This window comes from Catellatospora chokoriensis (genome assembly GCF_011297315.1).
GTDB lineage: Bacteria > Actinomycetota > Actinomycetes > Mycobacteriales > Micromonosporaceae > Catellatospora > Catellatospora citrea.
Map to the genome: position 1 here is coordinate 257,010 of NZ_JAAOTI010000011.1, position 26,908 is coordinate 283,917.

The window sequence follows — 26,908 nt, forward strand, 5'->3', positions numbered from 1 at the left end:
CAGGCCTGGGGAGGGTGGATGCCGCACAGCAGCACGGACGTGCCGGCGGCACGCGTGCCCGCGGCGGCCTCGCCCGGCCAGGCGGCGACGCCCGGCCCCACGGCAGAGTCCAGCCCCGTGACAGCGCCCGGACCGGTGACACCGTCCGATCTCGACGCCTGCCTGCGGGTGCTGGCCGCCGCCGGGCGCGGTGAGCTGGACGGGACCGCGGCGCTGGCCGTCGAACGGGCCGTCACCGCGGCGCACCGCGGTGGCAAGAAGCGCCGCAAGGCCGACCGGGCCGCGACCCGCGAGCAGCTCGACCGGCAGCTGCTGGCCACGGCCAGCCGCTTCCGTGAGGAGATCCCCCACGCCGCGGCCGGGCACCGCCCGCTGCCCCACGGCGACCGGAGCACGCAGGCGGCCGTCGCAGCCGGCGAGCAGGGCCGCCCCGCGCGGCCGCTGCTGCACCGGCCGCGCCGCTGCTACGTGTGCAAGGAGCAGTTCCGGCAGGTCGACGCCGACTACCACCAGCTCTGCCCGCCGTGCGCCGAGCACAACCGCGCGCGCCGCGACGCCCGCTGCGACCTGACCGGCCGCCGCGCCGTGGTCACCGGCGGCCGTGTGAAGATCGGCTTCCACATCGCGCTCAAGCTGCTGCGCGACGGCGCGGACGTGCTGGTCACCACCCGCTTCCCCCGGGACGCGGCACGGCGCTTCGGCGCGCTGCCCGACGCGGCCGCCTGGTCGCACCGGCTGCACGTGCACGGCGCCGACTTCCTCGACCTGGCCGGGGTGCTCGGCCTGGTCGACGCGGTCGGGCAGCGCTGGGACCACCTCGACATCCTGGTCAACAACGCCGCGCAGACCCTGCACCGACCCGCGGCATACCACCGCGAGGTGCGCGCGGCCGAGCTGCTGCCGCTGACCGGCCCGGCCGCGGCGATCGCCACCACGGCGGCGCGCCACCGCCCGGACACCGCCGTGGTGCTGCCGGACCTCGCGCAGGCGCTGTTCCCGGCCGGGCACACCGACGAGACCGGCCAGCCGCTGGACCTGCGCGAGGTCAACTCCTGGACGCTGCACGCCCAGGACGTCAGCCCGCGCGAGTGGCTGGAGGTGCACGTCGTCAACGCCTTCGCGCCGTTCCTGCTGACCTCGCGCCTGCGCCCGCTGCTGGCCGCGGCACCACACCCGGTGCGGCACGTGGTGCAGGTGTCGGCGATGGAGGGCAGCTTCTCCCGGGACAACAAGACGCAGCGCCACCCGCACACCAACATGGCCAAGGCGGCGCTGAACATGCTGACCCGCACGCTGGCCGACGACTACCACGGCGACGGCATCCTGATGAACAGCGTCGACACCGGCTGGGTCACCGACGAGCGGCCGCACCCGGACAAGCAGGCCCAGCGCGAGGCCGGTTTCCGCCCGCCGCTGGACGTGATCGACGGCGCGGCTCGGGTGTACGACCCGATCGTGCGCGCCGAGGCCGGCGACCCGGTGCACGGGGCGTTCCTCAAGGACTACCGGCAGGTGGCATGGTGACCGAGCACGAGACACCCGCGAACCCGGTGCGCTGCCCGGCGATCGCCCATCCCGAGGCGGGGCTGGCCGATCCGGCGGACTTCGACGCGCTGCTGGCCCGGCTGGGCGACCCGGCCGGGGTCGCCGCGGCGGAGGACTTCCCGCGCGGCACGCTGCAGCCAGACGGCCGGCTCGACCTGTGCAAGCAGGGTCTCGGCCCGTTGGCCGCGGCCCGGGTGGTGCAGGCTGCCGTACGCTTCCCGCACGCCACCCACCTGCTGCTGGGCACCAACGGCCTGGGCAGCGACGGGGCCCGCGCGGTCGCCGACGCGCTCGCGCCCGGGCACCACGTGCAGACCGTCTACCTGGGCTGCAACCGCATCGACGCGGACGGCGCGGGTGCGCTGGCCGACCGGCTCGCCGCCGACGCGACGGTGCGGGCGCTGTGGCTCAAACGCAACCCGATCGGCGACGAGGGCGTGGCCCGGCTGTGCGCGGCCCTGGCCGCCAACACCACGCTGCGCACCCTGGACCTGGTCAACACCGGGCTCACCCGGCACGGCCTGCAGGCCCTGGCCGAGGTGCTGGCGCACCGGCAGACGCCGCTGGAGCGGCTCTTCCTGGGCGGCAACGGGCTGCGTCCCGACGCGGTCCCCGCCCTGTCGGCGATCGTGCGCGACGGCCGGGTCCGCGAGCTCTACCTGGCCGCCAACCATCTCGGCGACGACGGCGCGGCCGCGCTGGGCGAGGCGGTCGAGGGCCTGCCGATGACCCTGGGCCTGGGCGGCAACGGCCTCACCCCGGCCGGGGTGGCCGCGCTGGCGGCGCGGCTGGGCGCGTGGACCGCGCTCGACCTGGCCCGGCCGCCGTCGGAGCGGGCGCTGGGCGCGCTGCCCAACACGGTCGGCGACGCCGGGGCGGCCGCGCTGGCGGCGGTGCTGCCCGCGAGCCGGCTGCGGCGGCTGGACCTGCGTTTCACCGGCATCACGGGGCGCGGCGCGAAGCTGCTGCTGGCCGCGCTGAACGACGACATGCCGCTGCGCTACCTGGGCATCAACCACGGCGTGCCGCGCCGGCTGCGGCGGCTGGCCGCGGCCACCCTGGGCCCGGCCGAGCAGCCGCACCCCGACATCAGCGCGATCGCGAGCGTGTACCGGTGACCGGCGCCGAACTGACCGTCTGGCAGCGGGTGCGCCGGTACGCCGTGCCGCCCCGGATGATCGCCGAGTGCACTGACCGGCGGCTGGCCGGGGACTGGCGCGGGGCATGCGCCGCGGGCCGGGTCGACACCGACGTCGACCTCGCCGACGTGGGCCGCCGCTTCGGGTCCGCCACGGCCGAGCGGGTCGGCGCGGAACTGGCCGGGTTCGCACCCGACCTGCTGCGCTGGCACCTGCCGCGGGCGCTGGGCGGCCGGACCAGCCTGGCCACCGCGCTGGTCTTCACGCTCGCACCCCGCGTCGGCGTCGTCGACCAGGACACGGTGGCATTGCAGGTCGAGCTGCCCAAGACCGTGGACGGCTCGCAGCGGCTGCGGCTGACGGTGGCGCCGCTGGGCAAGGCCCCCGGACCTGAGCTGCCCGGCCACCTGTGGCACGGGGACGAGGCGGCGGGGCTGCGCGAGGCGTACGGCGGCGACGCGCAGCGGCTCCCGTTCCTGACCCCCGACGGAGCGCCCGTGCCGTTCGACGGCTTCGCCACCGCGCGCGGCGACGGCGCGCCCGCCCGCGCCGAGCGCTCGGCGCACCTGCTCGCCGCCGACCACCTGGTCGAGGCCTGGCGCGAGGCCGGCCTGGAACTCGACGACACGCTGCCCGCGTTCCGGTACAGCCACTACAGGGTGACCCGCGAGCAGGTGCTCGGCCACCGGTCGCACCTGATCGCGCTCGCCCCCGCGGTGCGGGCGCTCGCCCGGCGGTACGCCGCCGAGGGCGTGGTCCTCAACGCGGACTGGCGGCTGCGCTTCCTGTTCACCCCGGACGGCGACACGGTGCGGGTCCGGATGCTCGGCGAGGACGAGCGCCGCAGTGAGCTGCCCGTGCTCGCCGAGCCGCGCTACCGCGTACCCCCTGATCTGGAACTGCTGTACCGCGGTCTGATCGCGCCCGCGGACCTGCACCCGCTGGTGCGCGCGGCGCTGTTCCCGGGCGTGCCGGACGGCCCGGTCGCGGCCCGCGGGCCGGCCTTCGCGCCGGTGCGGGTGCGCTGCCGGGGGCAGTGGCACCGGATCGGCAACGCCGGCGGGCGGCTCGTCCCGCTCGACCACACGCCCGAGGAGGTGCAGCGCGAGCAGGCGCTGAAGGCGCTCGGCGGCAAGGTGGCCGGCTGCTTCGCCGCCCAGCAGGGCTGGACCGACGGCCGGACCCGGCTGCCCCGCGCATTGCGGGACCAGCGGCGCGAGCTGATGCAGACCATCCTGCACGGCGACACGCAGACGCTGCTGGCGCTGCTCGACACGGGCCTGGACCCGCACGTGCGCGACGGCCGCGGCTCGACCCTGCTGCACCTGCTGCGCTGCCTCGACCACGAGGTGCTGCTGCCCCGGCTGCTGGCCGCGGGCCTGCCGATCGACGCCCGCGACCACCGCAAGCGCACCCCGCTGCACGTCGCGGTGGGCTGGGTGGGCACTCCCGCGCTGGTGCTGGCGCTGCTCAAGGCAGGCGCGGACCCCAAGGCCGAGGACGACAACGGCACTTCGGTCTCGGACCTGGTCGAGTACAAGGGCATGGAGTACTACGAGGACGAGAGCGGCGAGAACCACCGCGACCTCAAGCTGATCGCGAAATACATCGAGGAGCGCACGTGACCGCGTGCGGTGAGCGAACCATGAGCCGCGGGACCGCGTGCGACGAGCGAAGCGAGGAATACGTGAGCGAGCACAGCGAGCGAGCCGGGATCGGCACGACCGCGTGCGACGAGCGAAGCGAGGAGTACGCGTGAGTGAGGCTTTGCGGACGGCGGACGAGCTGATCGCGGCGACGCGGGCGTGGCGCAGCGAGCCGGTGGCCGATCCCCGGGTCGAGGCGCTGGCGCTGGCGGTGTCGGCGAACCTGCCGGTGCTGCTGTGGGGCGAGCCGGGCATCGGCAAGTCCGCGTCGCTGCAGCAGCTCGCGGCGGGCCTGGGGGTGCCGCTGGAGACGGTGATCGCCAGCGTGCACGAGCCGTCGGACTTCGCCGGGCTGCCCATCGTCGGCGACGACCCGGCGGCCGACGGGGTGCCGATGGCGCCGCCGGACTGGGCGGTGCGGCTCGCGCGCACCGGGCAGGGCCTGCTCTTCTTCGACGAGCTGTCGTCCGCGCCCCCGGCGGTGCAGGCCGCGCTGCTGCGGGTGGTGCTGGAGCGCCGGGTCGGCAGCCTGGAGCTGCCCGCGTCGATCCGGATCGTCGCCGCGGCGAACCCGCCGGCCAGCGCGGCCGACGGCTGGCACCTGAGCCCGCCGCTGGCCAACCGCTTCGTGCACCTGCACTGGACGCACGACCCGCGGGTGGTCGCCCGCGGCCTGGCCGGCACCTGGCCCGCGATCACCGTGCCGGTGGTGCATCCGGCGCGCATGGCGGGCGCGGTGGCCCGGGCCCGGGGCACCGTCGCGGGTTTCCTGACTGCGCGGCCGGGCCTGGTGCACCACCTGCCCGGCGACGCCGACAGCCGGGGCGGGGCATGGCCGTCGCCGCGCAGCTGGGAGATGGCGCTGCGGCTGCTGGCTTTCCACCTGTCCACCGACACCGGCCGGGACGCGCTGACCACCGCCCTGGTGGGCGCGGTGGGCGACGGGGCCGGTCTGGAGTTCAGCACGTACCTGGAGGAGCTGGACCTGCCCGATCCGGAGCGGGTGCTGGCCGACCCGAAGGCGTTCGCGCTGCCCGAGCGCGGTGACCGGCAGCTGGCGTTCCTGACCGCGGTGGTGTCGGCGGTGCAGGCGCGCACCACCCACCAGCGCTGGGACGCGGGCTGGGTGGTGCTGGCCAAGGCGGTCGACGCCGGGGTGCCCGACGTCGCCGCGCGGGCCGCGCTGGACCTGGCCGCGCTGCGGGACACGGACTGGCCGGTGCCGGCCGCGATCGACGCCTTCGTCGAGGTGCTGAGCCTGTCGGGAATGCTCCCGGCCGCGCGATGACCGCGCCCTCGACCACGGGCCCGCCGCCGGACGGAGCGGCGGAGCGGCCCCCGGCGCGCAGCGTCGCGCTGGACCGGGCGAAGCTGCTGGCCGCGCGGTTCCGGGCGGCGGGCGACCGGCCCTACCTGGCCACCGCGCTGTACAGCCTGACCGTGGTGCCCACGGACCGGGTGCCGACGATGGGCGTGGACCGGCATTGGCGCTGCTACGTGTCCCCCAGGTTCGTCGAGGACACCCCGGTCGAGCAGCTCGCCGGGGTGTGGATCCACGAGGTGGCGCACCTGCTGCGCGACCACCACGGCCGGGCCGACCGGCTGACCGCCGACCAGCGCGCCGACCACCACCGGGTCAATCTCGCCCAGGACTGCGAGATCAACGACGACCTGGTCGCGGACGGCCTGCCGCTGCCCGAGGGCCGCATCCATCCGGCGCTGTACGACCTGCCCACCGGTCAGCTGTTCGAGCAGTACCTGCCGTCGCTGCCGGCCACGCCGCGCTGCCGCGGCCGCTGCGCCGCGACCGCCGTGGACGCGGACGGCGGCGGCGGTGGCGGCGCCCCGTGCGACTGCCCGGCGGTCGAATGCGGCTCGGGCGCGCACGGCCACCAGTCCCCGTGGGAGCTGCCCGAGGCGGCCGCGCCGATCGTGCGCGGGGTGGAGGCCGATGCGATCCGGCGGCAGACCGCGCAGGCGGTGCGCGCCCACGCCCGCGGCCGCGGCACCGTGCCCGCGGGCTGGCAGCGCTGGGCGGAGCAGGTCCTCGAACCGACGATCGACTGGCGGCAGGCCCTGGCCGGCGCGGTGCGCGAGGCGGCGGCCTGGGCGGGCGGGGCGGTCGACTACACGTACCGGCGGCCGTCGCGGCGCGGGGCCGCGCTGCCGGGTGTGGTGCTGCCGAGCCTGCGGCGGCCGCTGCCGCGGGTGGCGATCGTCATCGACACCTCGGGCTCGATGTCCGACGACGACCTGGCGGCGGTGCTGGCCGAGGTCGGCGGGGTGCTGCGGGCGGTGGGCGTACGCGGCAACCGCGTCGCCGTGCTGGCCTGCGACGCCGACGTGCACGCCGCGCGGCGGGTGTCCACCGTCGGGGAGGTCGTGCTTGCCGGCGGGGGCGGCACCGACATGCGGGTCGGCATCCGGGCGGCGCTGGCCGTGCCCGAGCCGCCGCATTTCGTGATCGTGCTGACCGACGGGTACACGCCGTGGCCGGACGCGGCGCTGTCGCGCACCCGGATCATCGCCGGTCTGGTCGGGGCGGACGCGCCCAAGCCTCCATCCTGGATCGAAGCGATCCCGATCACCATGACTTCAGGCAAAACGTGAACTGCGGCAGGGATTGGGTGCTTTTGTAATACCCAGCAGATCTTCGGATCTCCGGGGAAGGAAAAGCAGCCATGGGTACGTCTCTTCGGCGTGCGGCCCTGTCCGCAGCCATCGGCGTCGCCGCCGCGACGCTGGTCTCGCCGTCGGTGGCGCTCGCCGCGGCCGATGTCACGGTGAACCCGTCCGCGGTCGCGCCGGGCGGCCGGTTCACGCTCGCCGCATACTGCGGTGCGGGCGCGGTGTCCGCGTCGGTCAGCAGCACCCCGATCGGCGGGCCGTCCGAGATCACGCTCAACCCGTACACCGACGGCGGGCCGGGCGCGTTCAACGCCGAGCTCACCGTGCCGTCGACGACCCTGCCGGGCACCTACCAGCTCAACGTCACCTGCAGTGACGGCGAGACGGGCGCCGGCACGCTGGTCGTCTCGCCGACCGGCGCGCCCGCGGGCGGCGGCGGGTCCACCTCCGACGGCCCCAGCCGGGCCCTGCTCGGCGCGGGCTCCGGCCTGCTGGCCTTGTCCAGCCTGAGCGGTGTCGTGCTGCTGTTCCGGAGCCGGAGGTACCGTGGCCACCACTGCGCCTGAGCCGGCGTCCGGCGCCGGACCCGCTCCCGAGACCTCAGCCGCCCCCTCGCCCGACGTCGCACCCCTGGCTGCTTCCGGACCCGAGGTCGTGCCGCTGACCGCGGCCGAGATCCGCCGGGGCCGCCACCGCGGCCGAGGCCGCACCGGCCGCCGGGCGATCCTGCTCCTGGCCGGCACGGCGCTGGCCGGGATCGGGCTGATCGCCGCCGCGTTCCTGATCACCCCGGCCGGGCCGCCCCAGCCCTCCGACGACGCGGCGGGGCGCTACCAGCTCGTCGACACCGACCGGCGGCCCGACGCGCGCGGCATCCGGCCGCTGGACCGGTCCGCCCCGGTGCGGGTGAAGATCCCGTCGATCAAGGTGGACGCGGTGGTGGTCACCGTCGGCACCAACTTCGACGGCAGCCTGCAGGTCCCCGAACTGAAACACCCGGACCTGACCGGCTGGTACCGCTACGGGCCCAGCCCCGGCGAGCGCGGCAACGCCGTCATCGTCGGCCACGTCGACACCCGTACCAGCGGCCCCGCGGTCTTCTTCCAGCTGGGCTCGCTCAAACCCGGCACGAAGATCGAGGTCCAGCGCCTCGACGGCTCGCTGGCCACCTTCACCGTCGACGTCGTCAAGTCCTTCCCCAAGGACGAGTTCCCGGCCCACCGCGTCTACGGCGCCACCGACGACATGGGCCTGCGCCTGGTCACCTGCGGCCCGCCCTACGACCGCACCGACCGCAACTACCTCAACAACATCGTCGTCTTCGCCACCCTCACCAAAACCCGCCCCGCCCGCCCCAGCTGACCGCCGCGCCGCCCGCGTTGATCATGAACTTATGGCAGTGTTCGACGGCGTGTCGCTCCCCTGACTTCATGATCACCGCAGCGAGGCCCGGCTCCGGCAGGGTGGCCGGTCAGTCGGGGACGCCCCAGGTGAAGCGGTGGACGTGGATGCCGAAGTACGGGAAGGACTCGATCGCGGCGACGCCGGGCACGGGGCGGACGTGGTCGTTGACCAGGGCGGACAGGTCGGCCATGGTCGCGCAGACGACCTCGGCGAACAGGTCGAACGAACCGGCCGTGGCCACCAGGTAGACCACCGCGTCGAGCTCGCCGAGCGCGGCCGCCACCGCGGCGGCGTCGCGGTCGACCCGGATGCCGAGCAGGGCCATCACCGGGCGGCCCGTCTTCAGCGGGTCGGTGACCGCGGCGATCTGCATGACCCCCGCGTCGGTCAGGCGCTGGATGCGCTGGCGTACGGCGGGCCCGCTCAACCCGACCTCCTGCCCGAGGTCGGTGTACGACGCCCGCCCGTCCACCTGCAGCCGCCGGATCAGCGCCTTGTCGGTCGCGTCGAGTTCCATCAGCCGACCAGTTCCGCGACGGCCTGCTCGAACACCTCGGTGTGCCGGGCGATGTCGGCGTCGGTGGTGTCCGGGCACATCAGCGCCATGTTGTGGAACGGCGTCATGAGGATGCCGCGGTTGAGCGTGTACAGGTGCATGTACTCGTCGAGCAGGTCGTCGGCGGCCGCCGCGGACTCGCCACCGGTACGCGGCGCGGGCCGGGTGAAGCGGTATTCCGCGCGCGCCCCCAGCTGGGTGACCGACCACGGCACGTCGGCGGTGTCCAGGATGCGCCGCACGTCCTCGGTGTAGTCCCCGGCGAGCCGGATCATGTGCGCGAACGCGTCGTCGGTGAGCACCTCGTCCAGCGTGGCCCGCATCGCGGCCAGCGACAGCGCGTTGCCGGCCAGGGTGCCGCCGACGCCGCCGACGTCGACGATGTCCGCGCTGCCGGTGGCGGTGATCCGGTGTACCCGGTCGGCGATCTCCTCGGTGAGGCCGTACGCCCCGCACGGGATGCCGCCGCCCAGCGACTTGCCGATGACGAACACGTCCGGGCGCAGCCCGTCGCGGGCCGTCATGCCGCCGGGTCCGGCCGAGATCGTGTGCGTCTCGTCGATCATCAGCAGCGCGCCGTACCTCGTGGCCAGCTCGCGCAGCCCGTCCAGGAAACCGGGTTCGGGCAGCACGATGCCGATGTTGGTGAGCGCCGGCTCGGCGAGGATCGCCGCCACGTCGCCGTGGGCGAGCTCGCGTTCGACCGCGGCGAGGTCGTTCCACTCGGCGACGCGCGTGGTCTGCGTCGGGTCGACGGCGGGGGCGACGTTGCCCGGACGGCTGCGGGGTTTGCCGTCCGGTCCGACCACGATGAACGTCTCGTCCACGGAGCCGTGGTAGCAGTACGAGAAGACCAGCAGTTTCGGCCGGCCGGAGACCAGGCGGGCCAGCCTGGCCGCCCAGCGGTTGGCGTCGGTGGCCGACAGCGTGAACGACCAGCGCGGCAGGCCGAAGCGGCGGGTGAGCTCCGCGCCGACCCATTCGGCGTCCTCGGTGGGCAGCATGGTGGTGATGCCGCCGTCGACGGCGATGCGCCGGTGCACCGCGCCGACCGTGGCCCGGGGGCTGTGCCCGGCCATGGCGCCGGTGTCGCCGAGCGCGAAGTCGAGGTACGTGCGACCGTCCACGTCGGTGATCTTGTTGCCGTGCGCGGTGGCGTACGCGAGCGGGAAGCCGCCCGACCACTTGCTCATCCACGTCATCGGCACCCGCCCGAACAGGTGCTCGGCACGCTCGTGCACACGCCGCGACTCCGGGTGCCCGGCGCGGTAGGTCTCCCGTTCCCGGTCCACCAGGGCGGTCACCCGACTACGATCAAGGGTGGTCATGCGCGCACGATAACACGATCTCTGAAGCAAACCGACCATCAAGCTTTGATTTTCAAAGCCTCGGTCACGGCAGGAGGTTGGCGAGTTCGACGCGGGAGCGGACGGACAGTTTGGCGAATATGTTGCCGAGGTGGTGTTCGACCGTGCGCGGGCTGAGGAAGAGCTGGGCGGCGATCTCGCGGTTGGTGGCGCCCTGCGCGGCGAGGCGGGCTATCTGGCGCTGTTGCGGGGTCAGCTCGCCGTCGGGCTCGGCCAGGCGCGGGCGGGCGGACTCGCCGGTGGCCCGCAGCTCGGCGCGGGTCCAGGCGGCCCAGCGGTCGGCGTGCAGGCGTTCGAACGACTCCAGCGCGCTGCGCAGCTCGACGCGGGCCTCGGTGCGCTTGCGGCGGCGGCGCAGCAGCGAGCCGTAGAGCAGTTCGGTGCGGGCCCGCTCGAACGCGCGCTCGCCCATCGCGTGCAGGTCCAGCGCCGCGCGGAAGTGCTCCTCGGCCTGGCCGCCCTCGCTGAGCAGGGCCCGGCAGCGCGCGGCCAGCGCCAGGTTGTCCGGGCTGCTGGTGCTGTCGGCCCACGGCTCGAAGGTGGTGAACGCGGCGCGGGCCGCGTCGGCCGCGCCGGTGCGCACGGCGGCCTCCACGTAGGTCGGCACCGACAGCGCCGCCACCGCCATGTGCCCCTGGCCGGGTCCGGCCCTGGCCAGGCCGCGCAGGCGGCCCGCGGCGTCGGCGTGGCGGCCCAGTGACAGGTCGAGGAAGGCCAGCGCCCAGGTGCTGAGCGCGGCGGGCAGGCCGAGCCCGTACAGGCCGGCGCGGTCCAGCGCGGTGCGGGCGCGCAGCCGGCAGGTCTGCTCGTCGCCGTGGATCGCGTCGAGCAGGGCGAGCGCGGCCAGGTGGTGGCAGGCCCCGTTGCCCTGGCCGGTCTCGGTCGCGGCGCGCAGGCCCTCCAGCGCGTTCGCCGTCGCGGCGGCGTGCCGTCCGGTCCAGAACTCGGCGTACGCGCTGAACTCCAGTGCTTTGGGCACCATGGTCAGCGCCCCGCGCCCACGGGCCAGCGCGACCGCGCGGGCGGCCATCACCCGGCCCTGGGCGTTGTCGCCGAGGATGAGCGCGGCGATGCTGGCCCAGATCAGCGCGGACGGGTCGTCGATGCGCGGGGCCCCGTCGAGCACGGCGCGCAGCGGGGCCAGCGCCGCGCCGAACCGGCCCAGGAAGATCGCCGACAGCGCCTCCAGGTAGTCCAGCATCACCGTGGCCTGCGGCGAGCAGCCCGCCGCGCGCAGCGGGGCCGCCTGTGCCGCGACCTGCAGGAACCGGTGGTGGTCACCGGCGTACACGCCGGCCTCGCCGGCTCGCATCATGGCCCGGATGGCCAGTTCCGGGTCGATGGGGACGAGCCGGTGCGCGGCGGTCAGCAGCGCCTCGTACGCGTCGACGGCCCGGCCGTCGCGCAGGTCGATGTCGCCGCGCAGCAGCTCCAGCTCGCCGCGCGCGGCCGCGCCCGGAGCCACCGGCAGGGCGCGGTCGAGCAGGTCACGGGCGTGCGCGGAGCGGCCCGCGTGCCAGGCGTCGCGGGCCGCCGCGGCCAGCCGCCGCGCCTTGGCGCCGTCGTCGCCGGTGCTCAGCTCGGCGGCGCGCTCGTACGCCGCGGACGCGGTGGCGAACCCGCCGCGGCGGCGTGCGGACGTGGCCGCCGACTCCAGCTCCTCGGCCAGTTCGTGGTCGGGCGCGAGGCCCGCCGCGGCCCGGTGCCAGGCCCGGCGCAGCGGCTGCCGGGACGCGTCCAGCAGGCCCGCCAGCAGGGCGTGCGCGGCGCGGCGGCGGGCCAGCGGCGCGGTCCGGTAGATCGCGGCGCGCAGCTGGGGATGGCGGAACTCCACGCCCGCCGGGCCGACGCGCACCAGCCCGGCCGACTCGGCCGGCTCCAGCGCGGCCAGGTCGATGCCTGCCGCGTCGGCGGCGCGCACCAGCAGGTTCGCGTCGAGTTCCTCCTCGGCCGCGGCGATCAGCAGCAGCCGCCGGGTCGGGTCCGGCAGCGCCCGGACCGGGCGCAGGAACGCGTGCTGCAGCCCGGCACAGGGCGGCAGCGGCTCGGGCAGCGGGCACACCCCGCGCAGCTGGTCCGGGGTCAGCGCGGCGACCAGTTCGGTGACGGCCTGCGGGTTGCCCGCGGCGGCGGCGGCCAGGCGCAGGCGTACGCCCTCGGCCACGGCGACCGGTGCGGCCTGGTCGGCCACCGCTGCGCAGGCGGTGTCGTCCAGGGCGGACAGCGCCAGCACCGGCAGCCCCGGCGGTGGCAGCCCGTCGTCGGGACGGGAGGTCAGCAGGATGACGACCGCGTCGCCGATGACCGCGCCGGCGGGGTCCAGCCGCCGGGCGACGAAGGCGAGGGCCTCGCGCGACGGCGCATCCAGCAGGTCGGCGTCGTCCACGCAGACCAGCACCGGCCCGTCCCGGGCGAGCAGGGCCAGCAGGGCGAGCAGCGCCGCGGGCAGCAGGCAGGCGCGGTGGTCGGACTCGTCGGCCTCCCCGTCGAGCACCCGGCGCAGCGCCTCGGCCTGCCGCGGGGCCAGTTCGGGCACGCGCCGGGCGACCGGCCGCAGCACCCGGTGCAGTCCCGCGTAGGGCAGCTCCGCCTCCGCCTCGGTCCCGCACCCGTGCAGCAGCTGGAAGTCCGGGGCTTCGCCCATGGCGTACGCCAGCAGCGCGGTCTTGCCGAACCCCGGCTCGCCGCGCAGCAGCAGCGCGCCGCCGCGCCCGGTGCGGGCCCCGTCCAGCATGGACGACAGCGACAGCAGTGCGCTGTCGCGGCCGTGCAGCGGGCTCGGCAACGGGGTCACGTCCAGAAGTTACTCACAAGTTAACGTTCCGCGAAAGACCGATGCGTTGTTTCACGGATGCGAAGCACGCACGACATCACGCACGCTCTGTCCCACTCAACTCCATCGAGGAGGACAGATGCGAAAATCAGCCGGCCTGCTCAGCTCGCTGTGCGCCGTACTCGCCATGGTCGTGGTCGCGCCGTCGCCGGCGCAGGCCGCCGAACGCGATCCGGTCATCTTCGTGCACGGCTACAAGGGCGGGGCCTGGAACTGGAACGACATGATCGCCGACTTCAAGGCCGACGGGTGGAGCGGCGGGCGGCTGTTCGCGATGTCGTACGACATCACGAAGTCCAACAAGACCATCGCCGCGCAGCTGCGCACCCTGGTCGACTCGGTGCGCGCGCAGACCGGCGCGGCGAAGGTCGACATCGTCGCGCACTCCATGGGCAGCCTGAACTCCCGGTGGTACCTGAAGTTCCTCGGCGGCACGTCGTCCGTGGACCAGTGGGTGTCGCTCGGCGGGCCGAACCACGGCACCAACCTGACCCCGATCTGCTCGTGGCTGATCACCTCCTGCGCGGAGATGGCCCCGGACAGCTCCTTCCTGCGCGACCTCAACGCCGGCGACGAGACGCCGGGCGGGGTGCGCTACCAGACCTACTGGTCCAACTGCGACGAGTTCATCAACCCCGACGAGAGCACGCTCCTGTCCGGTGCGACCAACACGAACGTGGGCTGCATCGAGCACGCCTGGCTGCTGGTCAGCGACCCGGTCTCCGTGAAGGTCCGCACGTTCCTCAAGTCCTGATCCCGCAGCTCAAGGGCACCCTCTTGTTAAGAAGGTGCCCTTGCTCTACGGAAACCGATAAGAAGGTGCCCTTCCTTCGGTCACAGGGCGGCGCGGTGGCGGGCTTGGGTGATGGACCAGGCGGCGTTGATCAGGCCTATGTGGCTGAAGGCCTGGGGGAAGTTGCCGAGGAGTTCGCCGGTGCGGGGGTCGACCTCCTCGGCGAGCAGGCCTACGTCGTTGGCGTACGCGGCGGCGCGCTCGAAGACCTCGGTCGCCCGGTTCACCCGGCCCGCCTCGGCCAGGGCCTGGGCCAGCCAGAACGTGCACAGCAGGAAGGTGCCCTCGTCACCGGCGAGGCCGTCCACGCCGCCTTCGGTGCGGTAGCGGTAGACCAGGCCGCGCTCGTCGGTGAGCCGGTCGGCGATCGCGTCGATGGTGGCCAGCATGCGCGGGTCGTCGGCGGGCAGGAAGCCCACGATGGGCATCATCAGGCACGACGCGTCGAGGTCGGCCGAGCCGAAGTACTGCGTGAACGCACCGGCGGCGGGATTCCAGCCGTCGCGCAGCACCCGTTCGCGGATCTCGTCGCGGGCCGCCGACCAGGCCGGCACCCGGTCCTGCGCCTGCAGCCGGCCGGCCAGCGCGATCGCCCGGTCCAGGGCCACCCAGCACATCACCTTCGAGTAGACGAAGTGCCGGGGCTCCCCGCGCACCTCCCAGATGCCGTGGTCGGGCTCGCGGCAGCGGACCACGGCCGTGTCGGCCAGCGCGACCAGGAACGCGCGGATGTCCTCGTCCATCTCGGAGATCTTGTCCGCGAGCAGGTGGGCCGCGCCGAGCAGCTCGCCGTACACGTCGATCTGGTGCTGGTTCCAGGCCCCGTTGCCGACCCGCACCGGGCGGCTGTCGCGCCAGCCGCGCAGATGGGGCAGGGTGCGCTCGGTCAGGTCGTGCTCGCCGTTGACCCCGAACATGATCTGCAGCGGGGCGTCCGGGCCGACCGCGCCCGCCGCGGCCGTGGTCATGAAGGTGAAGAAGTCACCGGCCTCGTCCGGGCAGGCGGCGACCCACAGCGCCTCCATGGTGAAGCTGGCGTCGCGCACCCACGCGAAGCGGTAGTCCCAGTTGCGCTCCCCGCCGACGCTCTCGGGCAGCGAGGTGGTCGGCGCGGCGACGATCGCGCCGCTGGGCCGGAACGTCAGCCCCTGCAGCACCCGGCCGCTGTGGTGCACCAGCTCGCGCCACGGCCCCTCGTAGTTCTGGTGCAGCTTCGACCAGGCCCGCCAGGACTGCACGGTGACCGTCATCCAGTCGGCGATCTCCTCCTGCGTCCAGATGCGGGCCGGCTCCAGCCCCCACGTCGAGCGGTGCAGGGCGAAGAGCAGCTCGTCGCCGACGCGCAGCGTGACCTCCCCGTACGCGCTGCCGGTGGCGCAGGTCAGCGGCATCGGGCTGGACAGCATCAGCCACTCGGGCCCGCCGCGGACGTTGAGCCCGCCCGGCACCTGCGACATCAGCGGGCGCAGCAGGCCGTACTCGGCCCGGGGTTCGAACCGCAGGCGCATCGACACCTCGCCGTCGCGGCAGCTCACGGCGCGCACCAGCATGTGCGGGGCGCCGACGCCCAGGGAGTGGCCGTGCGGGTGCTCGTTCGGGCCCACCGCCATCGCGTCGGTGACCGCGAGCGTGCCGGTCGGGGTGTGGAAGGTCGTCTCCAGCACCAGCGTCTGGTCCAGGTAGCGCCGGGTGGCGGTGAACGGGCCGAGCGGCCTGATGGACCAGTGTCCGGCGTCGTCGTCGAGCAGCCGGCCGAACACCGACGGGCTGTCGAAGCGGGGGCAGCACAGCCAGTCGACCGAGCCGTGCCGGGTGACCAGCGCCGCGGTATGGCAGTCCGACAGCAGGGCGTGGTCGGCGATCGGCACACCGCTCATCGGCTCAGCCTCCGGCGTAAGCGGCGACCCGCTCCGGATCGACGCCCGCGGCCAGGCACTCGGCCACGGCCTCCTGGCGCGCGGACTCCCAGTGGCTGCGGCGCGCGGCGATGGCCGCCGCGATCGCCGCCAGCTCCCGCACGGAACGGGAGTCGGCGTCCGACGGCGGGTTGGTGCGGGCCGCGTCGAAGGCGCCGGCGATCGCGTCCGGCTCCGTCTCGGCCAGCTCCGCGATCTCGTCGAGGTCCCATTCGTGGTGCACGACCAGGTTGGCCGCGTACAGGTTGCGGTTGGCCGCCACCACGTCCAGGTGGTAGCTGCTGAAACGGACCATGTCGGTCGCCTTGTGCACCCGGGTCAGCGGGTCGGGCGGCAGCATGAGCTCGGCTTCGCGCAGGTGGTGCACCGCCGTGGCGCGGGCCTCGGACAGCAGGTCGCGCAGCTCGTTGGCCAGCTGCTGGCGGTGCAGCAGTTCATGCCCGGCGTCATAGAGGTGCTGCGGGGCCGTCGACCACTCGGCGATCAGGCGCACCCGCCTCTCGTCGGCGCGGTGGCCGCAGATCACCTCGGCCAGGTCCTCCGTGGTCCAGTCGCGGTTGCCGTGCAGGTAGGCCGCCGCCTCGTCGCGGGCGCGCAGCGCCGTGCCGTAGGCCTGGCGGATGTCCGCGCTCACGGTGCACGCCTGCATCGCCCCGGACGTGGTGCCGAGGGCCTGCACCGCCCGCAGGTCGGACCGGAGCCGGGAGACATTGACATGGGCCAGCGGGTCGCTGCCGACGCCCGCTCGCGTCGCATCCATCTTTGCAGCGTACGCCCATCGGCGGCGGGCGGCGGCCGGTCGGTTCAAGGCGCCGTCCGGTCCTCGCGCAGCGCGCCCGAGGTGCGGAACCTGCCCCGGTAGGCGGCCGGTGGCATGCCGAGCCGGCGCAGGAACGCCCGGCGCATGGTCTCCGGGGAGCCGAACCCGGCCCGCCGCGCGACCACGTCCAGCGGCTCGTCACCGGTCTCCAGCAGGTTCTGCGCCGCCTCGACCCGGGCCAGCTCCACGTAGTTGGCCGGGCTCATCCCGGTCTCGTCCCGGAACAGCCGGGTGAGCTGCCGGACGCTGAGCATGGCCCGGCCGGCCATCGCGGCCAGCGAGTGGTCGCCCGCCGGGTCGAGCACCACCGCGTCGAGCACCGGCCGCAGCACCTCGCTGTGCCGTCCGCCGCCGCGCAGCCGCACGCTGTACTGCGACTGGCCGCCGGGGCGCTGCAGGAACACCACCAGGTGCTTGGCGACCAGCCGGGCCAGCTCGGGGCCGTGGTCCTCCTCGACCAGGCCGAGCGCCAGGTCGATGCCGGAGGTGACCCCGGCCGAGGTGACGACCGCCCCGTCCCGCACGAAGATCGACTCAGGGTCGACGTCGATCTTCGGGTAGCGGTCGGCGAGCTGCTCGGCCAGATCCCAGTGGGTGGCCGCCCGGCGCCCGTCCAGCAGTCCTGCGGCGGCCAGCACGAACGCGCCGGCGCAGACCGAGGCGGTGCTGCCCGCGTCCGCGGACAGCCGCCGGACCTCGGCCAGCAGCGCGGTGTTCCGCTCGCTGGCGGCCACGTCGGGGGCGCCGGGCACGACCAGCACGTGCATGCCCGGCGCCACGTCCGCGAGCGCGACGTCCGCGCCCAGCCGCACCCCGCTGCTGGTGCGCACGTCGGCGCCGCCCGGCGAGGCGATGCGCACCCGGTAGTCGGCCCCGTGCTCGTCGGCGACGGTGAACACCTCCACCGGGCCGGTGACGTCGAGCAGCCGTACGCCGTCGTAGGCGACCACGACGACCTCGCGCGTCGCACCCATGCCGGACGGCCTCCTCACCTCACTGCACCAGCAGCACCGACACCGCCGAGAGGCGGCTGACGTCGCTGCTCACGCTGCCCGCCAGCGCGCCGAGCCGGCCGTGGTGGCGCGGGCCGAGCGCGATCAGGTCCGCGCCGACCGAGCGCGCCCGGTCCACCAGCAGCCGCGGCACGTCGGCGTGGAGCGCCGGCAGCACGCTGCCGTCGGCGACGATCCCGCTGTCCCGCAGCCGCTCGACCGCCGCGCGGACGAGCTTGCGGGCGACGGCGTCGTCCTCCAGGTCGACGATGGTGTCGTAGACAATCATCGACTCGTCGGCGTGCGCCACGTGGACGTTCGCGCCACTCGTGCGCGCCAGGTAGGCGACGGTGTCGAGCAGGTGCTCGTCGCGGGCCGAGCCGTCGATCGCGGCCAGGATGGTGTCGAACATGGGGTCACTCCGATCGGGTCGGGACGGGGGCGAGCATGCCGGGGGCCGGCACGGCCCTCGGTCGGGCGGCGGCGGCGGCCCGGACGGGGCCCGGCTCGCCGTGACGAGCGCCGTCGGCCACGGCCTGCGGGTCGACGGGATGCTCGCGCTGCCACAGCGCGACCAGCGCGGCGACGCCGAGCAGGGCGGCGGACAGCCACAGTCCACGGGCGACGCCGCCGGGGCCGTCGGACAGCAGCCCGGACAGCACCGGGCCGATCGCCTGGCCGGCCGAGAACGCGACGGTGAGCAGGGCGATGCCGGCGGCCCAGCCCTCGGCGGGCAGCATGCGGCGCGCCATCAGGGTGGCCGCGGTGGGGCCGGCCATGAAGCCCGCGCCGAACACGACCGCCGACAGCAGCGCCGCGAACGGGCCCGCCTCGATCAGCAGCACCGGCAGGACGCCGAGCAGCACCAGCGCCGCGACCAGGGCGGGCGCGCGGCCGCCGGGCAGCCGGCCGATGACCCGGCCCCACACGGTCAGCGTGGTGAGCGCGGAGACCGCGCCCAGCACCACGAAGAACACGGCCGTGAGCCCGGCGCCCAGGCCCTGGCCGCGCAGCAGCGCCACGACGAAGGTCATGTAGCTGACGTAGCCCGCGCCGAACAGCACGTACCAGGCGAACGTCGGGCCCAGCCGGCGGATCTGCGCCCGGCTGAGCAGCGCGGTGTGCGCGCCGCGTGGTTCGGCCACGGCACGCGACCCCCACCGGGCCGGCAGCACCGCGAGCACGGACAGCACGCCCAGCAGCAGCCAGCCGAGCCGCCAGCCACCGGCGGCCAGCGCCACGGGCACGATCAGGCCCGACAGCACCACCCCGATGCCGACGCCCGCCATGTACACGCCGACCAGCAGCGCCGAGCGCCGCTGGTGGACGCCCACCGCGATCCGCGCGGCCAGGGTGGACCCGACCACGAAGGTGACGGCGGTGGCGAAACCGCCCACGAAGCGCAGCGCGAGCAACCCGGTGAGGTGCGCGGTGGCGGCGGCGGCGAGCAGTGCCAGCGCGCCGACGGCCAGGCTGCCGGTGAAGGCGGCGGACCCGCCGAGCCGCCGGGCCCAGTACGCGGCGGTGGCCGCGCCGATGATGTAACCGACGGCGTTCGCCGTGTTCATCGCGCCCGCCTGGGCGTAACTCCAGTGCAGCTGGGTGTGCATCGGCGGCAGCAGCAGGGCGTACGCGAAACGCGTGAAGCCCAGCGCCACCACCGGCCCGGCTGCCAGCGCGAGCGCGGTCATGACCTGTGGTCGCAGGCCGCGGTTGTCGTCCATGACGTCGTCTCTCCTTGCCGTGCGTGGCCGGGGTTTCCGGCCCACACAGGTCAAGGCGCGGCGGCAGTGAGTCCATCGCCGCCTTTCGAGACGCCCCACCCTCGGTTCGAGCCATTGACCACCATCTGCATGCCTGAAGAAATATTTCATTGTATGGATTGACCGCGAAGCTCTCCGCCCTCCATGATGTTCGACAAACGTCGATGGGCCCATCGCCGCTCCTCCTGGTAAACACCCCCACCACGAAAGGAGGCGGAAAGTGGCTGCCCTCACCGGAACGATGTCCTGGTTCTGCTGCGGCAACTCCTGGGGCCCGTGCGGCACCGCCGGGCACGGCGCCTGCGGCACCTGCAACAGCGGGAGCTACCAGCACGCCTGGCCGAACGCCTCGGCCGCCTGTTTCAACATCACCCGACCGGACGCCTGCGGTGTCAGCATGACCCGCCGCGGTTGCGGCTTCCGGCACTACACGACCAACCGCTGCAACGGAAAGCGCGTCGGCACCACGATCGCCGACTGCGGCCCGCAGACCGACCTGTGGTGCGGCGAGCGCGCCTGCTGCGGCTCGGTGTGCGGCACCAACCGCATCGTCGACCTCACCCCGGCCGCGTTCAGCCAGATCGGCAGCCTCTCCGCCGGCCTGCTGCCCTGCAGCGTCGACACCGTCTGAGCCGGGAAGGAATCGACATGACCGAGACCGTCGACCGTCGCCGCCTGCTCACCTCCGCCGTCGTCGGCAGCGCCGCCCTGGCCGGCGCGACCGCGCTCGGCTCGCTCGCGCCGGAGGCGGCCTTCGCCGCCGGCGAGCAGACGACCGAGCCCGGCGCGCCCGACCCCGACTTCGCCGAGGGCCGCATCACCGGCATCAGCGCCGGGATGCTGTTCGTGACCGGCTCCGACCTGGCGCTGTGGCGCATCCGGATCACCAGCGGCACCAGCATCTGGAAGCTGCGCCCCACCACGTTCGACCAGGTCGCCATCGGCGACGGCCTGTACGCCCGCGGCCTGCGCCTGCCCGACGGCACCCTGGCCGCCGACTCGGTGTGGGTGAACATCGTCAACGTGCACGCCCACATCGCCGCCATCGGCCGCAACGTGCTGCACCTGGACCACAAGGGCAAGCGCATCGTCGGCCACCTGGTGCCCGGCACCTCGGCCGCCCGCTACAACGACACCCCGGCCGTGGCCGACATGTCCATGCTGCGCGTCGGCAAGCACGTCCAGGTCATCGGCGCGTGGGTGCCCGACACCAACGAAGTCGAGATCGCGACCGTGTACGCGAACGCCTGACCGGGCGGCGCCGGACGGCACACCCGCCCGGCGCCGCCGCCGAATCCGGGCGGACGCTGCGACCCCCGGCGTCCGCCCGCTCCCCTACGACGCCCTTCGACACCCCGGAGGATCGATGATCTCGTGGATCGCGCCGCTGCAGCCGCTGCTGCTCGGCATCGTGCTGCTCTGGTCGGCCCGGCTCAAGCTGCTCTCCCCGCACGCCGCCGCGGCGGCCGGACGCAGCGCGCTGGGCCGGCTCGTCGGCGACACCCGCGCGCTGCCCGCATACCGGCTGGTCGGCGCGGTCGAGGCGGCACTCGGGCTGGTCCTGCTCGCCCCACCCGCGCTGCCGGCCGAGGCGCTGGCCGCCGCCGCACTGTCGCTCGGCTTCACCGGCTACCTCGCCTACGCCCGCCTCGCCGCACCCGAGTCGTCGTGCGGATGCCTGTCGGCGACCAGCACCCCGGTGCGGTGGCGCTCCTTCGCGCGCACCACCTGCCTGATCGCCGCGAGCCTGGTCGCGCTGCCCGCGACCGCGGGCTGGAGCGGCGTGCTGTGGGCCCGGCCGCTGCCCGCCGTGGCACTGCTGCTGGCCGAGACGGCCCTGCTGGTCGCCCTCTCCCCCGAGCTGGACCGGCACTGGCTCGACCCGCTGCGCCAGCTCAAGGTCCAGCTCACCCGGCCGCTGCCGGCGGGCGGATTCGACGTGCCGCTGGACTCCACGGTGGACCAGCTGCACCGCAGCCCGGTGTGGCGGGAGACCGCCGCACTGCTCACCTCCGACCTGCGCGAGCACTGGGACGACGACGAGTGGCGCATCCTGGTCTTCACCGCCCGCCACGCCGGGCAGGAGGCCTCCGCGGTGTACGCCGTCCCACGCCTGCGCTACCAGCCCGCCGCGGTGCGGGTGGTGCTCGTCGACGAGCCCACCGGCCAGGTCCTCCTCAGCCGCCAGTCCCCTCCCGACTCCCCCGAGCCGGACTGGGTCCGCCCGTCCCCGACCCCGGCCACCGCAGCGGCCTGAGCCGCTCGGCCCGCCCGCGAAGATCGCTGTCTCGTGTCCAAACCCGTGGTCTGACCTCAGGTTTTGGCATGAGACAGCGATCTTCGCCCGCGCGCGGCCGGCGGCGGGAGTGGAATCCGTTTTCCCGGAGAGTGGGCTCTTGGCAGCGCGGCGGGTTGCGGTGGTGTGAACTGTAGGAACGAGCGCAGCGTCGGGCTCCCGCGGCGACCACCCCCGCCGCTTCACCGCGTCGCGCTCCCCACCCCGAGTCGCGCACGCCGCGACCTCCGGGAGTCACCGTGCTCGCAACCGTCCCCCCGCTCCAGGCCACCGCGCTGCGCCACGCCGCGACGGGCCTGACCACGGCCGCCGCGCTACTGGCCGGACGGGGCAGGCGCGCGGTCGACGCGTGGCCGGGCCTGCCCGAGCTGCCCGCCGCCTGGCTGGCCGACCCCGACAACCGGATCAGCACCGCGACCCAGCGCTTCACGGCCTACCGGCGCGGCACGACGGAGATCCAGCTGCACTCCGTGCTCGGCTTCGACGAGGACACGATGGAGCGGCAGATCGCCCGGATCAACCTCGGCCCGCACCGGGTGCGGGTCAGCGCGGGCACCACCTGGCGCGGCTTCGAGGCCCGCTGGGCTTGCGGCGACGTCGCGCACCGGCTGGTATGCCGCGGCCCGCAGCGCCTCGCCGACTTCCTCGACCTGCTCCTCGGCCTCGGCTGGGACTGACGCCCGGCCGCCTCAGTCGAAGAGGCGGCCGAGGTGGGAGCCCTGGCCGCCGACCAGCACGTGCGCCTGCTCCAGGGGCATCCAGTACAGGTCGAAGCGGATCGGGTCGTGGGAGCCGTCGCCGGTCTCGTACGTCGTCCAGCGCTCGGGCACCTCGTCGGCGTCGACGGCCAGCTCGTAGAAGTGGCGCACGTGCACGGCGTCGGCCGACGGGCGTGCGTCGTACTCGCCGACGCCCAGGTAGCGGACCAGGCGCAGGCCGGGCAGCTCCGTCTCCTCGTACGCCTCGCGCAGCACCGCGTCCTCGGGCAGCTCGCCGGGCCGGACCGTGCCCGCGGGCACCTGGATCCCCGACAGCGCCAGGGTCTCGTCGTCACCGTGGGCGAACACCACGAGCCGCCCGTCGTGCACGATGTACGCGACGACCTTGCTCACCCGCTTCATCCGAAGAACACCCTGGTCACCGTCTCGGCGACGCAGCAGGGCTTGTCGGCGCGGTCGGTCTCGATCGTCATCCGCGCGGTGACCTGCACCCCGCCGGCGACCTCCTCGACGGACACCAGTGACGCCGACAGCCGCACCGACGCCCCCACCGGCACCGGCGCGGGGAAGCGCACCTTGTTCAGCCCGTAGTTGACGACCATCCGGGCGCCCTCGAACCCGTACAGGTCACGCACCAGCAGCGGCAGCAGCGACAGGGTGAGGTAGCCGTGCGCGATGGTCCCGCCGAACGGCCCGGCCGCGGCGCGCACCGGGTCGGTGTGGATCCACTGGTGGTCGCCGGTCGCGTCGGCGAACGTGTCGACCCGGGCCTGCTCGACCGGGTGCCAGGGGCCGGGCCCGATGCTCTGCCCGACGGCGGCGGTCAGGTCGGCGGCGGAACTGAACACTCTCACGACGTACCTCCGGATCACGGCTGGTCCCGGTGATCGTAGAGCGTCGCGCCGCGGACGAGAGATGGGCTGCCCGCGCCGTCGGGCAGCCCATCGGGGTGGCTCACGGCTCGAAGGGAGGGAGCCGTGAGCCGGTGGTCGTCACGGCGTGGCGCAGGTGAAGCCGTACGCCGTGTTGCCGTCGCTGTTGGCCCGGGCGACCTGGAACCCGAACGTGGTGCTCTGACCGGGGGCGAGGTTGCCGTTGTAGGGGGCGTTCTTCGCCGTCGCGGTCCCGCCGCTGCTGGTGATCACGCCGTTCCACTGGCCGACGAGCGTCTGGTTCGGCGGCAGCGTGAACGTGACCGTCCAGCTGGTGATCGCCGAGGTGCCGGTGTTGGTGACGGTGATCGGCTGCATGACGTAGCCGCCGTTCCACGCGGTCTGCACGGTCGCGGTGACCGAGCAGCCGCCGCCGGTGCCGCCGCCGGTCGTGGTGACCGTGACGGTGTTGGACACCGCGGAGACGTTCCCGGCCGCGTCACGCGCCCGGACCTGGTACTGGTACGACGTGTTCGCCGACAGGCCGGTGTCGCTGAACGACGCCGTGGTCGACGTGCCGACCTGCGTGAACGTGCCGCCGGAGGTGCCGGGGGCGCGCAGGATGTCGTAGCCGGTGACCGCGACGTTGTCGGTGGACGCGGTCCAGGTCAGGTTGGTGCTACTGGACGTGGTGCCCGAGGCGGCCAGGTTGCTCGGTGTGCTGGGCGCCTGGGTGTCACCGGTGCCGCCGGTCGTGGTCACCGTGACGGTGTTGGACACCGCCGAGGTGTTGCCCGCGGCGTCACGCGCCCGGACCTGGTACCGGTAGGACGTGTTCGCCGACAGGCCGGTGTTGCTGAACGACGCCGTGGTCGACGTGCCCACCGAGGTGAAGGAGCCACCGGAGGTGCCCGGCGCGCGCAGGATGTCGTAGCCGGTCACCGCCACGTTGTCGGTCGACGCGGTCCACGACAGGTTCACGCTGCTCGAGGTGATCCCGGAGGCGGCCAGGTTGCTCGGCGTGCTCGGGGCCTGGGTGTCGGTCGTCCCGTTGTCGAGTGCGTTGTGCACCGCCGTGTACGCCGGTTTCTGCTGGTAGCTGGCGTCGTAGAGCAGCGCCGCACCCTCGCTGGGGAAGGTGTCCGGGACCCAGGAGTACTTGTCGGTGAAGCCCCAGATGGTGACGCCCGCGCAGGCGGTCACGGCGAGGCAGGCGTTGATCACGTTGCTGTAGTACGTCGCCTGGGTGGCGTCCTTGGCCGACGTGCGCGGCATCTGGATGCGCACGTCGAGCTCGGTGACGCGGACCTGCACGCCCAGCGCCGCGAAACGCTGCATGTTCTGCTGCAGGTCGCTCGGGAAGCCGTACTGCGTGGCCAGGTGGCCCTGGAAGCCGACGCAGTCGACCGGCACGTTCTGCGCCCGCAGCGACTGGACCAGGTTGTACATCGCGGTGCTCTTGGCGTTGATGCCCTCGACGTTGTAGTCGTTGATGCACAGACGGGCGTCCGGGTCGGCGGCGCGGGCGTAGCGGAACGCGTCGGCGATGAAGCTCTGGCCCAGCGTGTTGTACCAGAAGCTGGACCGGAAGCCGCCGTTCTCGTCGAACACCTCGTTCACCACGTCCCACGACACCACCGAGGCGTTGTTGGCGTAGCGGCCGACGAGCGTGGAGATGTGGTCCTGCATGGCCGAACGCATCGCGGTCGCGCCCAGGCCCTGCACCCAGCCGGGAGTCTGGCTGTGCCAGACGAGGGTGTGCCCGTGCACCTGCTGGTTGTTCGCGGCGGCGAAGGCGACGATCTGGTCCGCGCCGCTGAAGTTCCAGTTGTTGTCCGACGACTCGGTGGTGTCCCACTTCATCACGTTCTCAGCCGTGATCTGGCTGAACTCGGTCTGCGCGATGGTGCGGTAGGCGGCCTCGTTGGCCAGCGGGCTGGTGGCCGCCGCGAAGCCGATGAACTTGCCCCGAGCCGCGGCGTGGGTGCGCAGGGGCCCGGAGGCGCTGGCGGGCGAGGCCGACAGCACCGGCACGGCGAACGCCGACAGCAGCGCCACCACGGCGAGCTGGACGAGGCGGCGGCGTGCTCTGTGGACGGGGACGCGTGGGGGCGTCATGGGTGTCCTCCTCATGATGGCGGAGCGTCAGTGCGGTGCCCCGGAGTGCCTCGCGCGCATGGGACGGTGCGGCGTCTGGTCCGGGCAGGGGACGCCGGCGGTTGAGGTCACTCGGTACAGGACACGGCACACATCGATGGAAGCGCTCCCAATCCTGCGCCCCGCCATCGGGCTAAGTCAATAACTTCCGGAAACTATCGACCGAACTCAGGACCGCGGCGGCGCGGTGCTGTCGCGCACGACGAGTTCGGTGGCCAGCTCGATGCGCGGGCTCTCGATCTTCTCGCGCTGGGCCAGGCGCAGCACGGTGCGCGCGGCGACCATGCCCATCTCGGCCAGCGGCTGCCGGATCGTGGTCAGGGGCGGGGAGGACCAGCGGACCTCGGGCAGGTCGTCGAAGCCGACGACGCTGACGTCGTCGGCCACCCGCAGGCCGCGGCGGCGGATGGCCTCGTAGACGCCCAGGGCCATCTGGTCGCTGGAGGCGAAGATGGCCGTCGGCGGATCGGCCTGCTCCAGCAGCACGGTGCCGCCCGCATAGCCCGACTCGTGGTAGAAGTCGCCCTGGTAGATCAGGCTGTCGTCGACGGGCAGGCCGGCCGACTCCAGCCCGGCCCGGTAGCCGTCCAGCCGGGCGCGGCTGCACATCAGGCGCGGCGGGCCGGCGATGAAGCCGATGCGGCGGTGGCCGAGGCCGATCAGGTATTCGGTGGCCCGCAGGCCGCCGGCCCAGTTGGTCGCCCCGATGGTGGGCGCGTCCATCGGCGGCACGCCCGCCGGGTCGACGATGACCACGGGGATGTTGAGGCGGCGCAGTTCGGCCTGCAGCGGCGGCTCCAAGGTGGACGTCACGAAGATGACGCCCTCGGTGGCCCGGCTGCGCATGTTGTCGAGCCACTGCTTGGCCGAGGAGGAGCGCCGGTGCACGGCGGAGACGACCGTGCCGATGCCGGCGGTGTGGGCGACGTCCTCGACGCCGCGGATGATCTCGACGGCCCAGGGGCTGTCGAGGTCGGGGAAGACCAGGTCGACCAGCCCGGAATTGACCCGCATGCTGGCCGGGCGGCGGCGGTAGCCGTGGCGGGTGAGCAGTTCCTCGACGCGTTCGCGGGTCTGCGGGGAGACGTCGGAGCGGCCGTTGATGACGCGCGAGACCGTCGGCACGGACACCCCGGCCAGGCGCGCGATCGCGGCGATAGTGATCTTGCGGGATTCGTCCGCAGCCACGGGCAGCTCCTTCGTCACCGCTTCAGCCTACGGCCGGAGGGTTTCGGCGCGGCAGAGCGTACCTGGGGCACGCCCGAGCCGTCGCGCCGGCCCTTCGGCACCCGTGAAGTTGCGGAAATATACCGGAAGAACCCGGTAGGCCGTCAACCCTTGACGCTGCCGGCGAGGCCGCCGATGAGTTGTCGTTCGGCGATGGCGTAGAAGCCGAGGGCGGGGATCATGGACAGGACGACGTAGGCCAGGACGCGGGCGGTGTCGTCGGCGTATTGGCCTT

24 protein-coding genes are annotated in these 26,908 nt (G+C 74.0%); 12 read left to right on the forward strand and 12 right to left on the reverse strand.

The features are described 5' to 3' along the window. Positions 1–18 precede the first annotated feature (18 nt). The 7 genes from HAV39_RS18760 to HAV39_RS18790 all read left to right on the forward strand — a co-directional run bounded on the left by HAV39_RS18760 (position 19) and on the right by HAV39_RS18790 (position 8,320). Positions 19–1,524, forward strand: a complete 1,506-nt coding sequence (locus HAV39_RS18760; protein ID WP_191840497.1) for an SDR family NAD(P)-dependent oxidoreductase — start codon at positions 19–21, stop codon at positions 1,522–1,524. Then, positions 1,521–2,663, forward strand: coding sequence for a leucine-rich repeat domain-containing protein (locus tag HAV39_RS18765; protein WP_239120918.1), 1,143 nt, complete (start codon positions 1,521–1,523; stop codon positions 2,661–2,663). Before HAV39_RS18760 ends, HAV39_RS18765 begins: the two co-directional genes overlap by 4 nt. After that, positions 2,660–4,309, forward strand: coding sequence for an ankyrin repeat domain-containing protein (locus tag HAV39_RS18770; RefSeq protein WP_191840499.1), 1,650 nt, complete (start codon positions 2,660–2,662; stop codon positions 4,307–4,309). Before HAV39_RS18765 ends, HAV39_RS18770 begins: the two co-directional genes overlap by 4 nt. 130 nt (positions 4,310–4,439) lie before the next feature. Beyond that, entirely contained in the window at positions 4,440–5,618 is a 1,179-nt protein-coding gene (locus HAV39_RS18775) for an AAA family ATPase (protein ID WP_191840500.1), read from the forward strand. Further along, positions 5,615–6,940: a vWA domain-containing protein gene (locus HAV39_RS18780; RefSeq protein ID WP_191840501.1), complete on the forward strand. Its 1,326-nt coding sequence runs from the start codon at positions 5,615–5,617 to the stop codon at positions 6,938–6,940. Before HAV39_RS18775 ends, HAV39_RS18780 begins: the two co-directional genes overlap by 4 nt. A 71-nt stretch (positions 6,941–7,011) precedes the next feature. Next, entirely contained in the window at positions 7,012–7,524 is a 513-nt protein-coding gene (locus tag HAV39_RS18785) for a hypothetical protein (RefSeq protein WP_191840502.1), read from the forward strand. Then, positions 7,505–8,320: a class F sortase gene (locus tag HAV39_RS18790; RefSeq protein WP_239120919.1), complete on the forward strand. Its 816-nt coding sequence runs from the start codon at positions 7,505–7,507 to the stop codon at positions 8,318–8,320. Before HAV39_RS18785 ends, HAV39_RS18790 begins: the two co-directional genes overlap by 20 nt. Positions 8,321–8,429: 109 nt before the next feature. Here the strand turns inward: HAV39_RS18790 and HAV39_RS18795 are convergent, their stop codons facing one another. The 3 genes from HAV39_RS18795 to HAV39_RS18805 form a co-directional block, all read right to left on the reverse strand. Next, positions 8,430–8,879, reverse strand: a complete 450-nt coding sequence (locus tag HAV39_RS18795) for an Lrp/AsnC family transcriptional regulator (RefSeq protein WP_191840503.1) — start codon at positions 8,877–8,879, stop codon at positions 8,430–8,432. Next, complete coding sequence (locus HAV39_RS18800) at positions 8,879–10,246, reverse strand: transaminase (RefSeq protein WP_191840504.1); 1,368 nt, start codon at positions 10,244–10,246, stop codon at positions 8,879–8,881. Before HAV39_RS18800 ends, HAV39_RS18795 begins: the two co-directional genes overlap by 1 nt. A 64-nt stretch (positions 10,247–10,310) precedes the next feature. Next, positions 10,311–13,079 carry a LuxR C-terminal-related transcriptional regulator gene (locus HAV39_RS18805; RefSeq protein ID WP_203736643.1) on the reverse strand — a complete coding sequence of 923 codons (2,769 nt, stop codon included), beginning with the start codon at positions 13,077–13,079 and terminating at the stop codon, positions 10,311–10,313. Positions 13,080–13,197: 118 nt separating this feature from the next. On the opposite strand from HAV39_RS18805, the gene HAV39_RS18810 reads away from it, so the two are divergent. Further along, positions 13,198–13,872, forward strand: a complete 675-nt coding sequence (locus tag HAV39_RS18810; protein ID WP_191840505.1) for an esterase/lipase family protein — start codon at positions 13,198–13,200, stop codon at positions 13,870–13,872. An 80-nt stretch (positions 13,873–13,952) separates the two neighbouring features. Here HAV39_RS18810 and HAV39_RS18815 read toward each other — a convergent pair whose 3' ends face one another. Genes HAV39_RS18815 through HAV39_RS18835 form a run of 5 tightly spaced genes read right to left on the reverse strand, consistent with a single transcriptional unit; the run spans position 13,953 to position 19,363 of the window. Next, positions 13,953–15,788, reverse strand: coding sequence for a glycoside hydrolase family 15 protein (locus HAV39_RS18815; protein WP_191840506.1), 1,836 nt, complete (start codon positions 15,786–15,788; stop codon positions 13,953–13,955). Between the two features lie 4 nt (positions 15,789–15,792). After that, positions 15,793–16,587: a hypothetical protein gene (locus HAV39_RS18820; RefSeq protein ID WP_191840507.1), complete on the reverse strand. Its 795-nt coding sequence runs from the start codon at positions 16,585–16,587 to the stop codon at positions 15,793–15,795. 44 nt (positions 16,588–16,631) lie between these two features. Continuing rightward, positions 16,632–17,621: a GlxA family transcriptional regulator gene (locus HAV39_RS18825; protein WP_191840508.1), complete on the reverse strand. Its 990-nt coding sequence runs from the start codon at positions 17,619–17,621 to the stop codon at positions 16,632–16,634. Positions 17,622–17,640: 19 nt separating this feature from the next. Beyond that, positions 17,641–18,051, reverse strand: a complete 411-nt coding sequence (locus HAV39_RS18830; protein ID WP_191840509.1) for a universal stress protein — start codon at positions 18,049–18,051, stop codon at positions 17,641–17,643. Between the two features lie 4 nt (positions 18,052–18,055). Continuing rightward, positions 18,056–19,363, reverse strand: a complete 1,308-nt coding sequence (locus HAV39_RS18835; RefSeq protein WP_191840510.1) for a YbfB/YjiJ family MFS transporter — start codon at positions 19,361–19,363, stop codon at positions 18,056–18,058. A 259-nt stretch (positions 19,364–19,622) separates the two neighbouring features. Here HAV39_RS18835 and HAV39_RS18840 point away from each other — a divergent pair, with 259 nt between their 5' ends. The 4 genes from HAV39_RS18840 (at position 19,623) to HAV39_RS18855 (ending at position 22,375) form a co-directional block, all read left to right on the forward strand. Then, positions 19,623–20,033, forward strand: coding sequence for a septal ring lytic transglycosylase RlpA family protein (locus tag HAV39_RS18840; RefSeq protein ID WP_239120920.1), 411 nt, complete (start codon positions 19,623–19,625; stop codon positions 20,031–20,033). Between the two features lie 17 nt (positions 20,034–20,050). Continuing rightward, positions 20,051–20,653: a cell wall protein gene (locus tag HAV39_RS18845; protein WP_191840511.1), complete on the forward strand. Its 603-nt coding sequence runs from the start codon at positions 20,051–20,053 to the stop codon at positions 20,651–20,653. Positions 20,654–20,768: 115 nt separating this feature from the next. Next, the gene (locus tag HAV39_RS18850; protein ID WP_191840512.1) at positions 20,769–21,659 is read left to right on the forward strand and encodes a MauE/DoxX family redox-associated membrane protein; all 891 of its coding nucleotides are present in this window, start codon (positions 20,769–20,771) and stop codon (positions 21,657–21,659) included. 278 nt (positions 21,660–21,937) lie between these two features. Next, on the forward strand, positions 21,938–22,375 hold the full coding sequence (locus tag HAV39_RS18855; protein ID WP_191840513.1) for a hypothetical protein: 438 nt from the start codon (positions 21,938–21,940) through the stop codon (positions 22,373–22,375). Between the two features lie 12 nt (positions 22,376–22,387). Here the strand turns inward: HAV39_RS18855 and HAV39_RS18860 are convergent, their stop codons facing one another. The 4 genes from HAV39_RS18860 to HAV39_RS18875 form a co-directional block, all read right to left on the reverse strand. Next, the gene (locus HAV39_RS18860) at positions 22,388–22,819 is read right to left on the reverse strand and encodes an NUDIX hydrolase (protein WP_191840514.1); all 432 of its coding nucleotides are present in this window, start codon (positions 22,817–22,819) and stop codon (positions 22,388–22,390) included. Continuing rightward, a complete protein-coding gene (locus tag HAV39_RS18865; protein WP_191840515.1) occupies positions 22,816–23,271 on the reverse strand; it encodes a MaoC family dehydratase in 456 nt (151 codons plus the stop codon). Before HAV39_RS18865 ends, HAV39_RS18860 begins: the two co-directional genes overlap by 4 nt. 138 nt (positions 23,272–23,409) lie before the next feature. After that, positions 23,410–25,407 (reverse strand): endo-1,4-beta-xylanase, encoded by a 1,998-nt coding sequence (locus tag HAV39_RS18870; protein WP_203736644.1) that lies wholly within the window; start codon positions 25,405–25,407, stop codon positions 23,410–23,412. Positions 25,408–25,614: 207 nt separating this feature from the next. Further along, the gene (locus HAV39_RS18875; protein WP_155392152.1) at positions 25,615–26,634 is read right to left on the reverse strand and encodes a LacI family DNA-binding transcriptional regulator; all 1,020 of its coding nucleotides are present in this window, start codon (positions 26,632–26,634) and stop codon (positions 25,615–25,617) included. Positions 26,635–26,908 lie beyond the last annotated feature (274 nt).